Source organism: Amycolatopsis vastitatis (assembly GCF_002234595.1).
Taxonomy (GTDB): Bacteria; Actinomycetota; Actinomycetes; order Mycobacteriales; family Pseudonocardiaceae; genus Amycolatopsis; species Amycolatopsis vastitatis.
In genome coordinates this window covers 72,196-84,575 of record NZ_NMUL01000026.1, presented here as the reverse complement: position 1 = coordinate 84,575, position 12,380 = coordinate 72,196, and the positions used below count along the sequence as shown (strand labels likewise).

Here is a 12,380-nt window from a genome sequence, read left to right as displayed (position 1 = left end):
AGATTAACACTGGAACGGATCGTTCCGCTCTGCTAGAGTTCGGAACAAAGCATTCCGTTCCAGTCCGAAGGAGCCAGCCATGACGGTCCCCGCCCTCCGCCCGTTCCGCGCCGAGATCCCCCAGTCCGCGCTGGACGACCTGCAGAACCGCCTGCGCGGCGCGCTGTGGCCGGACGACCTGCCCGCCGGGTACGGCGTCACGAACGAGCGGGTCCGCGCGCTGGCCGAGCACTGGCTGGAGAAGTTCGACTGGCGGGCCTTCGAGGCGCGGCTCAACGCGTACCCGCAGTTCGTGACCGAGATCGACGGCGAGACCATCCACTTCCTGCACGTCCGGTCTTCGCGGGAGGACGCGACGCCGCTGGTGCTGACGCACGGCTGGCCGGGCTCGATCGTGGAGTACCTCGACGTGATCGGCCCGCTGACCGAGCCGGAGTCGGCGGACGAGCCGGCGTTCCACCTGGTCATCCCGTCCCTGCCGGGCTTCGGCTTCTCGGGCCCGACGCGGTCGGCGGGCTGGGGCACGCACCGCACGGCGGCGGCGTGGACCGAGCTGATGAGCCGTCTCGGCTACGAGAAGTACGGCGCGGTCGGCAACGACGCGGGGTCGATGGTCTCGCCGGAGATCGGCAGGCTCGCGCCGGAGAAGGTCGTCGGCGTGCACGTCACGCAGCTGTTCGCGTTCCCCTCCGGCGACCCGGCCGAGATGGCGGACCTGAGCGAAGCCGACCAGGCCGCGCTCGCGCACCTGCAGTGGTTCTACGAGAACATGTTCTCCTTCAACACGCTGCACAGCCAGCAGCCGCACACGCTGGCGTTCGCGCTCGCGGACTCCCCGCTGGGCCTCCTGGCGTGGAACGCCCAGCTGTTCGGCGAGCACCTCGACGCCGACTTCGTCCTGGCCAACGTGGCGCTGTACTGGCTGACCCGCACCGGCGGCTCGTCGATCCGCTTCTACTACGAGGACGCGCACACGACGGCGCGCCCGGAGGGGCCGACGACGGTGCCGACGGGCCTGGCGATGTTCGCGGGCGACTTCCAGTCGATCCGCCGGTTCGCCGAGCGCGACCACGCGAACATCGTCAGCTGGAACGCCTACGACGTGCAGTCCGGCAGCGGCGGCCCCCGCGACGCGGCGGGCCACTACGCGGCACACGAGGCCACGAACGTCCTGGTGGGTGACATCCGCGGGTTCTTCGCGGGCCTGACCCGCGGCTCGTCGTGGCCGGTCCTGGCGGCGGCCCACGAGGCCCTGCGGTCGGCGATCGCGGGCGTGCGGGACTGGGCGGCCCCGACGCCGTGCTCGGAGTGGAACGTCACCCAGGTCCTCCAGCACGCGGCGGGCGACCAGCTGGGCTACGCGGCGGCCATCACGGGCTCGGGCGGCCCGGACTTCAACCCGTTCGCCCCGTCGGGCGAGCTCACCGGCCGGGCAACCGACTTCCTGGAGCCCACCCTGAAGGCCGCGGCGGCGGCGTTCGCGACGGTGAAGCCGGACGCGGCGGAAGTCCCCACTCCCCTGCCGCAGGGCGCGCTCCCGGCGCAGGTGGCGGTGGGTGCGGCGGCCCTGGACGCGGCCGTGCACGCTTGGGACATCGCCGTGGCATCCGGCCAGGCGTCCCCGCTGACGCCGGAGCTGGCCGAGGCCCTGCTGCCGGTGGCGAAGCAACTGGCGGAACCGCTGCGCGGATTCGCCTACGCCCCGGCCCTGGAGGGCCCGGACGACGAGGGCGCGGTGCCGTCGCTGCTGCGCTACCTGGGCCGCGACCCGGAGTGGACCGCCTGAGGCCGAAGGCCGAGTTCGCCGGGGAACCACGACGGTTCCCCGGCAACAGGCATGTCACAGGCCCCGCAGCGCACCATCACCTCCCACCACCCGCACGCTGAAGGCACAACCGGCACCCCACCCAGACCCCTCCCCGCAACCCCGATACGAAGCCAGAACACGGACGGCAGTGCCGGGTCAAGGCACGCTTTCCCGCCTTGACGCGGTACTACCGGCCGTAGTCACAATCCGGCTTCGGGGTGGCGAGTACCGAGCCGGGCGACTCACGCAGCGACCGGAGAACCGTTCCCGAGCCCGGCTTCGGGGCGGCCTGAGCCCGGGAACCCCGCACCGGTCCTGACTGTCCGCACAGGCCGACAACCCACATTCGGCGCATCCCCCCGCGCCACACCGCTGGGTACGGTGGCCGCATGACGCGCAAGGCGGTCGCGGTGCGGCGGGAGGAGATCGTGCTCGCCGCGCTCGAGCAGATCCGGGCCCGGGGTATCGCCGGCGTGCGGGCCGCCGACGTCGCCAAGGCCCTCGACGTCAGCACCGCGCTGATCTTCTACCACTTCGGGACCCTGGAAACGCTGGTCATCGAGGCGTTCCGGCAGGCAGCGGAAAAGGACCTGGCGAACCTGCGTGCCGAGCTGGCGCGAGGCGGCCCGGCCGACGCCCGCCTGCGCTCGGTGCTGGCGCTGTACGGGCCGGCCCAGCCCGCCCACGGCTGGAAGCTGTGGATCGAGGCGGGTGCGGCAGCGATGCGCGACCCCCAGCTTCGCGCCGTGCTGCAGCGGCTGGACCTGCGGTGGCGGGACGCCGTCGTCGCGCTGATCGCCGAGGGGGTCGGCGCCGGCGTGTTCCGGTGCCCGGATCCGCACGGCGCGGCGTGGCGGCTGACCGCCCTGCTCGACGGGCTCGCGGTGCAGGTCGTCGCGCGCGAGGGCACGGTCACCGCCGGTGACTGCGCCCGGTGGGTCGAGCAGGCGATGGCGTACGAGCTCGGATATTGACCGGGCGATCAGGAGGGGCGATGACTGAGCAGGCCTTGCTCGAAGTGGCGTGGACCGACCCGGTCACCGGGTGCCGTGGCTACCTGGTGATCGACCGGCTCGTCCGCGGCGTGGCGAGCGGGGGCCTGCGGATGCGCCGCGGCTGCACGCTCTTCGAGGTCCGCGGCCTGGCCAGGGGCATGACGCTCAAGGAGGGGCTCAACTACGACCCCGGCGGCCGGTACGTCCCGCTGGGCGGCGCCAAGGGCGGCATCGACTTCGACCCGTACGACGAGCGCGCCAGGGACGTCGTCGCCCGCTACCTGCACACCATGCGCCCGCTGATCGAGCAGTACTGGACCATGGGCGAGGACCTGGGCCTGCGCCAGGACGTCATCGACGGCGTGATCGCGGAGATCGGCCTGCTCAGCCCGGTGCAGGCGGTCTACCCGCTGCTCGAAGACCGGGAGGCGGCGACCGCGCGGCTGGCGGAGGCGTTCCGGATCGAGGTCGGCGGCCTGGGGCTCGACGAGCTGGTCGGCGGGCTCGGCGTCGCGCAGGCCACGCTGACCGGGCTCGAAATGCTGGGCCTGGACAAGAACGAGAACCGCGCGGTGGTGCAGGGCTTCGGGGCGATGGGCGGCGCCACCGCGCGGTTCCTCGCCGACGCGGGGCTGCGGGTGGTCGGGGTCTCGGACGTGCGCGGGGTCGTCGTCAACCCCGCCGGGCTCGACATCGAAAACCTGCTGCGGCACCGGGACCGCTTCGGCGGGATCGACCGCGACAACCTCAAGCCCGGCGACGAGCTCCTCCCGCCGGAAGCGTGGCTGGACGTGCCGGCCGAGGTCCTCGTCCCGGCGGCGATCTCCTACTGCGTCGACAGCGACAACCAGGCCAAGATCGACGCGAAGCTCATCGTCGAAGCCGCGAACCTGCCGGTCACCCCGGACGCCGAAGAGCTGCTGGACGCCCGCGGCATCCGGGTGGTGCCGGACTTCGTGGCCAATTCGGCGACCAACTCGTGGTGGTGGTGGACCTTGTTCGGCGACGTCGGCGCGGACGCCGGCGAAGCGTTCGACAAGGTCCGGGCCCGCATGAGCGGGCTGGTGACCAGTGTGTTCGAGGTGGCGACACTGGACGGCCTGAGCCTGCGCGCCGCGGCCCTGCGGCTGTCGGAGCAGAACCTGGCGGCCATCCAGGCCCGGTTCGGCTGAAGGGAACGATTCGCCCCGCCAGATAGTTGAATGCTCTATGAAACTCGGCATCTACAGCTTCGGCGACCGCTCGCCCGACCCGCGCACCGGCGAGCAGCTCACCGTCGCGCGGACGCTGGCCAACACGCTCGAGCGGATCAAGCTCGCCGACGAGCTGGGCCTCGGCTTCTACGGCCTCGGCGAGCACCACCTCGACCAGTACGCCATCTCCAACCCGGGCACGGTGCTGGCCGCGGCGGCGAGCATCACGAACCAGATCACCCTCAGCTCCGCCGTCACCGTGCTGAGCACGGAGGACCCGGTCCGCGTCTACCAGCAGTTCACGACGCTCGACCAGCTCAGCCACGGCCGCGCCGAGCTGCTCGCCGGGCGCGGGTCGTTCACCGAGTCGTTCCCGCTGTTCGGCAACGACCTCGGCGACTACGACGAGCTCTTCGAGGAGAAGCTCGCGCTGCTGCTGCGCATCGACCGCGAAGACCCGCTGACCTGGTCCGGCAAGTTCCGGCCGCCACTGGAGAACGCACGGATCCTGCCCCGGCCGTACGGCAAGCGCCTGCGCATCTCCGTCGGCACCGGCGGCAACCCCGAGTCGTCGATCCGCGCCGGGCTGCTCGGGCTGCCGGTGGTGTACGCCGTGATCGGCGGCGAGCCCGAGCGCTTCGCCCCGCTGGTCGACCTCTACCGCCACGCCGGCGAGGCGGGCGAACAGGACCCGGCGGACCTGCACGTCACCATGGGCGCGATCGGGTTCATCGCCGAGAAGTCGCAGGACGCCAAGGAGACGTTCTACCCGTACTGGCTCGAGACGATGAAGTACGGCGCCCGCGCCCGCGGCTGGGCCGTCCCCACCCGCGCCGAGTACGACTCCTACACCCACGGCGCCCAGGCGCTGTTCGTCGGGAGCCCGCAGGAGATCGCCGAACGGCTCATCGAGGTCGGCAAGCTCACCGGCGCGGACCGCTACGCGATGCAGATGGACTGGTCCGGTGTGCCGCACGCCGACGTCATGCGGGCCATCGAACTCATGGGCACCGAGGTGCTTCCGCTGGTGGAGAAGGAGTTCTAGACGTCGTTCGCGGCGATGTAGCCGAACGTCATCGCCGGGCCGATGGTCGACCCCGCGCCGGCGTAGCTGTGCCCCATCACGGCTGCGCTCGCGTTGCCGGCCGCGTACAGGCCTTGGATCACCGAGCCGTCCGGGCGGAGCACCCGCGCCCGGGCGTCCGTGCGCATGCCGCCCTTGGTGCCGAGGTCGCCGGGAACGAGCCGCAGGGCGTAGTACGGCGCCGACCGCAGCGGCGCCAGGCAGGAGTTCGGCGACACCGACGGATCCGTGTAGTAGTGGTCGTACGCGCTCGAGCCGCGCCGGAATTCGGTGTCCACGCCGGACCGCGCGAAGCCGTTGAATCGGTCCACAGTGGACTTCAACGCGGCCGTCGGCACGCCGATCTGCGCGCCGAGGTCCTGGATCGTCGACGCCTTGAAGACCGCGCCGGCGGCGTACCAGGCGTCCGGGAAGGGCAGCAGCGGCGCGATGTCGCGGAACAGGTACCGGTTGCGGTAGTTCTGGTCGACGATCAGCCACGCCGGGATGTCCGGCGCCGACGGGTTCTTGTCGTACATCGTGTGCACGACGTCGCTGTAGGGCGCGGCTTCGTTGACGAACCGCTGCCCGGCCTGGTTGACGATCAGCCCGCCGGGCAGGGTGCGTTCGGCCAGGCAGAAGTACGGGTCGCCGGGGGTCGGGATGGCCGGGCCCCACCAGGCGTCGTCCATCAGGTCGAGGGCGGCGCCGGCGCGCTGCCCGGCGCGGTGGCCGTCGCCGGTGTTCTCCTTCGCGCCGACCGTCCAGTCGGTGCCGATCGGCTGCCGCTGGTACTGCGCGCGCATCGCGGCGTTGTGCTCGAACCCGCCGGAGCCGACGATCACGCCGCGGCGCGCCCGCACCAGCCCTTGCGGCGTCACGACACCGGTGACCGCGCCGTTTTCGACGTTCAGGTCGACGAGCGGGGTGTTCAGCAGCACCGGGACGTTCGCCCGCTGGAGGCCGACCCGCAAGCCGGCGGCGAGCGACTGCCCCATGGTGAGCGGCTTCTGCCCGGCCAGCGCGGCGGCCGTGCCGCGGGCGAGGCACTCGGCGGCGACCGCGGCGCCCTTGGCGTTCACCAAGGCGAGGTTCAGCCACTTGTAGTCCGCGCTGAAGACGACCAGCCCGGCCGGCGTCGCGAGGTAGGGCGGGTTCAGGTTCGCCAGCTCGGCGCCGAGCAGCTTGCCGTCGAACTGGTCCGGCTCGATGGACCGGCCGTTCGGCAGGCCGCCCGGCAGCTCCGGGTAGTAGTCGCTGTAGCCCTCCATGAAGCGGAACCGCAGCGGGCTGTTGGCCAGGACGAACGAAATCATCGCGGGGCCGTTGCGCAGGAACGCCTCCTGCCGCGCGGCCGGCACGTCCGGGCCGACGACCGCGGCGAGGTACTGCGCGGCCTTCGCGGGCGTGTCCGGCACGCCGGCGGCGAGCAGGACCGGGTTGTTCGGGATCCAGATCCCGGCGCCGGAGCGGGCCGCCGAGCCGCCGAACGTCGGCGCCTTCTCGAGCACGACGACGCTCAGCCCGCGCTTGGCCGCCGTCAGCGCGGCGGTCATGCCGGCCGCACCGGAGCCGACCACGACGACGTCGTACTCGCCAAGAGGTGCGGCAGCGGCGGGGGCCGCGAGCCCGGACGTCACGGCGAGGCCTACGCCCGCGGCACTGCCGCGGAGGAGCTGGCGGCGGGTCAGGTCGGCATCCATGGCGCACTCCTCGCTCGCGGAACGGCGAGGTCATGATGTCGGGAGCGGTCAGAAACAGGAACCTGTTCTACCCGCTTGGAGCAGTCGCGGCCCCCGCCGTTGCGCCGGTGGCGCCAACCGGTGACGGCATTCGGCGCAGGCTCAGGCCGCCCAGGTCACCGGCACCTCTTCGGGGCCCCGGACCGACAGCGGCGGCCGCCAGGCGATGGTTTCCGGCGGAACCGCCAGGTCCAGGCCGGGCAGCCGGTCGACCAGCGCCCGCAGGGCGATCTCGCCCTCCAGCCGGGCCAGCGCCGCGCCGAGGCAGAAGTGGATGCCGTGCCCGAAACCGAGCTGCGGGGCGTCCTTGCGGCGGATGTCGAACGCGGCCGCGTCCGGGAACACGTTCTCGTCGCGGTTCGCGGCCCCGACGTGCGCCAGCACCGCCTCGCCGCGCCGGACGAGGACCCCGCTCAGCTCGACGTCTTCGAGTGCCACGCGCAGCAGCGACGAGTCGACCGGGCCGTCGAAACGCATGATCTCCTCGACCGCGCCCGGCGTCAGCGCGGGATCGGCGCGCAACGCCGCCAGCTGCTCCGGGTACCGGCACAGCAGGACGACGCCGGAGGCGATCAGGCTGACCGTCGTCTCGTGCCCGGCGAGCAGCAGCTGCGTGGCGAGGTCGATCAGCTCCGGTTCGGTGAGCCGGTCGCCGTCCTCGTCGCGGGCGTGCACGAGGACGCTCAAGAAGTCCTCCGTGGGGTGCGAGCGCTTCGCCGCCACCAGCGCGGCCATGTCCTCGATGCTGTCCCGCCGTGCCTGCTCGACGTCGGCGGGCGCGTGCTGCATCGGCGTCACGATCACCCGCGACCACTGCCGGAACCGTGCCCGGCCGGCGAACGGCACGCGAGGAGCTCGCAGATGACAGCGGTCGGCAGCGGGAAGGCGAACTCCTCGACCAGGTCCGCCGGCGGGCCGTGCCCGGTCATCGCGCGCAGCAGGTCGTCGGCGATCTCCTGGATCCGCGGCCGCAGCGCGGCGATCCGGCGGACGGTGAACGCCTGCGCCGACAGCCGCCGCAGGCGCGTGTGGTCGGGTGGGTCCATGTTGAGGATGCTGTGTTCACCGGTCGAGAAGTCGCCCGGCTCGATGAGGCACGGCGCGCCCGGGTAGAGCAGCCGGCGGCTGAACCGCGGGTCGGCGAAGACCGTGCGGACGTCGTCGTAGCGGGTGACGAGCCAGCCTTCGTGCCCGCTCGGGAAGGCGATCCGGGACACCGGCGGATGGCCGGCGTAGAGCGCCCCCATCGGGACGGCGGGATGGTCCTTCTCGGCGGGATAGGCAGCGGTCATGCCGCCGATGATGGGCGCCCCCTCCGGCGCGGCGGAAGCCGCGGAACCGCGGAAAACCCGGCCGGACGCGGAAGTTCGCCCCAACGGCCTCACCCGGGCACCCTCTCTGTCCCCAGTGGACACTCGACAAGTTGACGGAACCCTCATTTTGTGACTAAGTTGAGATTAGTCTCAACTTACTTCGTGGAGGTTCTCTTGCCCAAAGTGATCGCTGTCCTCGGCGTCGGCCCCGGACTCGGCTTGTCGATCGCCCGCCGCTTCGGCCGCGAAGGCTTCACGACGGCGCTGGTCTCGCGCACCGACGCGCGGCACGCGGCCTACCGGGAGTCCCTCCCCGGGATCACCGCGCACACGTACACCGCCGACGTGACCGACGAAGCGCAGCTCAAGGCCGTTCTCGACCGCATCGCGGCGGAAGCCGGCGAGATCGACACGGTGTACTTCGGGCCCGCCGACGCCACGGCGGGCCCGGGCATCACACCACTGACCGAAGCCGGCGCCGGCACGCTGCGCGCGCCGTTCGAATCCCTCGTGCTCCCGGCGGTGCGACTCGTCGAAGCCGTGCTGCCGCGCATGCTGGAGCGCGGCTCGGGCTCACTGCTGTTCGCGGGCGGCCTGAGCGGCAAGTACCCGATGCCGATGCTGGGCAGCCTCGCCCCGGCGTCGGCGGCGCTGCGGATGTACGTCCTGACCTTGAACGCGGCCTTGCGCGAAACAGGCGTCTACGCCGGGACGCTGACCATCGGCGGCCTCATCGAACGCGGCGACATCCACCGCGTGTTCACCGAGCAGGACCACGGCTTCGCGGTGGGGACGCTCGATCCCGACGCCCTCGCCGAGAAGGCGTGGTCCCTGTACGTCGCGAGGGACGAAGCCGAAGCCGAGTTCAACGCGATGGCGGCGGTCTAGGCGAGGTAGGAAAGTTCCGGGTGCGCGGCGAGGTAGCGCTCGAGCAGCCGCCGCGCCACCGAGACCGAGTCGACCAGCGGGTGCAGCGCGAACGCCCGCAGCGCCGCCGCCCGCGAACCCGTCGTCGCCGCTTCGATCGTCGCCCGCTCGACGGCCTTGACCGCCGTCACCAGGCCCAGCGCGTGGTCCGGCAGCGGCGCGGCGGCGACCGGGCGGGCACCGTTCGCGTCGACGACGCACGGCACCTCGACGACGGCGTCGGCCGGCAGGCCCGGGAGCGCGGAACCGTTGCGGACGTTGAGGATCAGCGTCGTGCGTTCGCCGCCGGCCAGGGCACGCATCAGCGCCAAGGCGACCCTCTCGTAGCCGCCCCCTTCGAGATCGTCACGCTCCCCTTCGCGCGTCTCGGCCATGTACGTCGCTTCGCGCTCCAGGCGCGTGCGTTCCCACGAAGCCAGCGAAGGCTCTTCGTAGAAACCGCGTTGCTGCTCCAGCAGGAACGCGGCGCGCGACTCCGAACCGGCGGCCTCGCGCGCGAAGTAGTAGTAGTGCAGGTATTCGTTGGGCAGGGCACCGAGCGCGCGCAGCCAGTCCGCACCGAAGAGCCTGCCCTCTTCGAACGACTCCAGCGCGGCCGTGTCGGCGAGCAGCCGCGGCAGGACGTCCTCGCCGCCGACCCGGACCGCGCGGAGCCAGCCCAGGTGGTTGAGCCCCGCGTAGTCGAACCACGCCGTCGCCGGCTCCACTCCGAGAGCCCGCGCGACGCGGCGGCACAACCCGACCGGCGAGTCGCAGATGCCGATCACCCGGCCGCCCAGGTGCGCTGCCATCGCTTCGGTGACCATCCCCGCCGGGTTCGTGAAGTTGATGACCCATGCCCGCGGCGCCAGCTCGCCGATCGTCCGCGCGAGGCGGGCGGCGACCGGGACCGTCCGGAGCCCGTAGGCGATCCCGCCCGCTCCGACCGTTTCCTGGCCCAGCACGCCTTCGGCGTGCGCGACCTGCTCGTCGAGCTGCCGGCCGCGCAGCCCCCCGACGCGGATGGCGGAGAACACGAAGTCCACATCGGACAGTGCGTCGGCGAGGTCGGTGGTGGTCCGCACGCGCGGCGCGTCGTCCGCACCGGCGGCTTGCTCGGCGAGGACGCGTTCGACCGCGGCGAGACGTCCGGCGTCGACGTCGTGCAGGACCAGCTCGGTGACGGTCCGGCCGGTCAGCAGCGCCCCGTGCACGAGCGGCACGCGGAACCCGCCGCCGCCGAGGATGGCGAGCTTCACCGCGGCGCCTCGGCACCGGGCGGGAATCCCCCCGGCGAGTGAGGGCCGCCGGGGTTCAGCTCGTGCCGCATCCGGCGACCCTAGCAGCCGGAATCACGCAATCCGTGGCCGAAGGGCCGCAGCTCTTGCGAATCTCCCGCGGCTGACGCACGCTCGGGCCCACTGCCAGCGTGATCCCCTGGAGGCGCCCGTGCCGGCTGAGCCAGCCCCCGACATCGATGTCTTCCTGTCCGGCCTGCTGTTCTTCGACCTGGTGTTCACCGGGCTCGAACAACCGCCGTCGCCGGGCACGGAGGTGTGGACGGGCGGCATGGGCTCGGGCCCGGGCGGGATCGCGAACTTCGCGGTCGCGCTGAGCCGCCTCGGCCTGCGGACGTCGCTGGCGGCGGCGTTCGGCACGGACGTCTACGGCCGGTACTGCTGGGACGTGCTGGCCCGGCAAGAGCACATCGACCTGTCGCGTTCGCGGCGGTTCCCGGAGTGGCACTCGCCCGTGACGGTCTCGCTGGCCTACGCGGGCGACCGCGCGATGATCACCCACGGCCACCCGCCACCCGTCCCGGTCGCGGAGCTGGCCGGCTCGCCGCCGCCGAGCCGCGCGACCGTCGCGCACATCGGCCTCGACACCGCCGATTGGGTCCACACCGCGCACCAGGCGGGCAGCCTGGTGTTCGCCGACGTCGGCTGGGACCCGTCCGAGGCGTGGTCGCCCGCGCTGCTCGAACAGCTGGCGTGCTGCCACGCGTTCCTGCCGAACGACGTCGAAGCCATGCGCTACACCCGCACGGACACGCCGGAGGCGGCACTGTCCCGGCTCGCCGAGCTGGTCCCGATCGCGGTGATCACCCGCGGCGGCGCGGGCGTCCTCGCGGTCGACGGCACGACCGGCGAGACGGCGGCGGTCCCGGCCCTCCCGGTCGACGTGCTGGACGCGACGGGCGCGGGCGACGTCTTCGGCGCCGGTTTCGTCGCGGCGACGCTGACGGGCTGGCCGCTGGCGGAACGCCTCCGGTTCGCCTGCCTCACGGCGAGCCTGTCGGTCCAGCACTTCGGTGGCGCGCTGGCCGCACCGGGCTGGCACGAGATAGCCGAGTGGCACGCCCGCACCCGCCGCCCGGACTACGCGTTCCTGGACGAGGTCCTCCCGGCGGAGACGGTGGCGGGAATCCGCCGCGGACCGGTGACCCTCGGCTTCGGCGATGACAGCTGGCGCTGACCGCCGGACCTTTCGGACACAGCGTCGCCCAGCCGGGAATCCGTGCCACGATGGGAGCGGCAGTGCCGGAGGGAGGTCGCCTGTGCCCCAGTGGGAAGGTCACGCCCTGCCGCCCGCCGCGCGGGCCCGCTTCGACCGTTTCTCTCCCACCGGCCCAAAGACGTCGCTGCTCGGCGTGCCGGGCGCGGTCGGCGCCGCGGCGGCCGGCTTCACCCCGGTCGGCGACGTCATGGGCTGCGTCGTCCACCAGGTCGGCTTCACGGAATCGAGTTCCTGGGCCGCCGACCGGATCAAGCAGCTGGCGCTGATCCTGCGTCAGGGTTACGAGACGGCGCTCGACCGGCTCACCGAGGAGGCGGCCGGGCTGGGAGCCGACGGCGTGCTCGGGATCGAGTTCGAGATCACCTCGCCCGACGGCATGGCGCAGGAGTTCGTCGCCCTCGGCACCGCCGTCCGCGCCGAGACGGAGCAACGGCCGCGCCGGCTGTTCACCACCGAGCTGCCGGGCCAGGACGTCGGCAAGCTGATGCAGGCGGGCTGGGTCCCGGCGCGGGTCGCGGTCGGCGTGGCGGGCCGGGCGTTCACCGACTACTACTGGCGGCGGCCCATGGTCGCCGCGTGGGCCGGGAACACCGAGATCGCCATGGCCACCGAACTCGCCACCGCCGTGCGAGCCGCCGCCCGGGCGCAGTTCGCCGAAGAGATCCGGGACTGCGGCGCCGACGGCGGCATCGTCTCGGACCTGCGCTTCGAGATCTGGCCGGTGCAGGACGTCGCGGTGGCCGCCATCGCCACCGTGACCGGCACCGCGATCACCCGCTTCCACGAAGGCCCGGCCACCCCGGCCGGCGTGCTCCGGATGCTGCCACTGAACCGTTCCTGAGGA

Annotated in this window: 11 protein-coding genes; 7 read left to right on the top strand and 4 right to left on the bottom strand. The window is 72.5% G+C overall.

The features are described 5' to 3' along the window. The first annotated feature begins 79 nt into the window (after positions 1–79). The 4 genes from CF165_RS25610 (at position 80) to CF165_RS25595 (ending at position 5,040) form a co-directional block, all read left to right on the top strand. Positions 80–1,786, top strand: coding sequence for a TIGR03086 family metal-binding protein (locus CF165_RS25610; RefSeq protein WP_093950112.1), 1,707 nt, complete (start codon positions 80–82; stop codon positions 1,784–1,786). A 410-nt stretch (positions 1,787–2,196) separates the two neighbouring features. Then, entirely contained in the window at positions 2,197–2,781 is a 585-nt protein-coding gene (locus CF165_RS25605; RefSeq protein WP_093950111.1) for a TetR/AcrR family transcriptional regulator, read from the top strand. A 20-nt stretch (positions 2,782–2,801) separates the two neighbouring features. Continuing rightward, positions 2,802–3,974, top strand: coding sequence for a Glu/Leu/Phe/Val dehydrogenase dimerization domain-containing protein (locus CF165_RS25600; RefSeq protein WP_093950110.1), 1,173 nt, complete (start codon positions 2,802–2,804; stop codon positions 3,972–3,974). Between the two features lie 37 nt (positions 3,975–4,011). Beyond that, positions 4,012–5,040: an LLM class flavin-dependent oxidoreductase gene (locus CF165_RS25595; RefSeq protein ID WP_093950109.1), complete on the top strand. Its 1,029-nt coding sequence runs from the start codon at positions 4,012–4,014 to the stop codon at positions 5,038–5,040. On the opposite strand, the gene kstD is transcribed toward CF165_RS25595, so the two are convergent. The 3 genes from kstD to CF165_RS25580 all read right to left on the bottom strand — a co-directional run bounded on the left by kstD (position 5,037) and on the right by CF165_RS25580 (position 8,092). Then, a complete protein-coding gene (gene kstD / locus CF165_RS25590; protein WP_093950108.1) occupies positions 5,037–6,761 on the bottom strand; it encodes a 3-oxosteroid 1-dehydrogenase in 1,725 nt (574 codons plus the stop codon). The two genes, CF165_RS25595 and kstD, sit on opposite strands and share 4 nt — an antisense overlap. A 141-nt stretch (positions 6,762–6,902) precedes the next feature. Then, positions 6,903–7,589, bottom strand: coding sequence for a cytochrome P450 (locus tag CF165_RS25585; RefSeq protein ID WP_143268657.1), 687 nt, complete (start codon positions 7,587–7,589; stop codon positions 6,903–6,905). 11 nt (positions 7,590–7,600) lie between these two features. Then, positions 7,601–8,092, bottom strand: coding sequence for a cytochrome P450 family protein (locus CF165_RS25580; protein WP_093950106.1), 492 nt, complete (start codon positions 8,090–8,092; stop codon positions 7,601–7,603). Between the two features lie 204 nt (positions 8,093–8,296). Here CF165_RS25580 and CF165_RS25575 point away from each other — a divergent pair, with 204 nt between their 5' ends. Then, a complete protein-coding gene (locus tag CF165_RS25575; RefSeq protein WP_439098520.1) occupies positions 8,297–9,001 on the top strand; it encodes an SDR family NAD(P)-dependent oxidoreductase in 705 nt (234 codons plus the stop codon). Here the strand turns inward: CF165_RS25575 and CF165_RS25570 are convergent. Further along, complete coding sequence (locus CF165_RS25570; protein ID WP_093950104.1) at positions 8,998–10,278, bottom strand: 6-phospho-beta-glucosidase; 1,281 nt, start codon at positions 10,276–10,278, stop codon at positions 8,998–9,000. The genes CF165_RS25575 and CF165_RS25570 overlap by 4 nt on opposite strands. 190 nt (positions 10,279–10,468) lie before the next feature. Here CF165_RS25570 and CF165_RS25565 point away from each other — a divergent pair, with 190 nt between their 5' ends. Both CF165_RS25565 and CF165_RS25560 read left to right on the top strand, forming a co-directional pair. Then, positions 10,469–11,494: a carbohydrate kinase family protein gene (locus tag CF165_RS25565; protein ID WP_093950103.1), complete on the top strand. Its 1,026-nt coding sequence runs from the start codon at positions 10,469–10,471 to the stop codon at positions 11,492–11,494. A gap of 82 nt (positions 11,495–11,576) precedes the next feature. Next, positions 11,577–12,377 (top strand): heavy metal-binding domain-containing protein, encoded by an 801-nt coding sequence (locus tag CF165_RS25560; protein ID WP_240521781.1) that lies wholly within the window; start codon positions 11,577–11,579, stop codon positions 12,375–12,377. Positions 12,378–12,380: the final 3 nt, after the last annotated feature.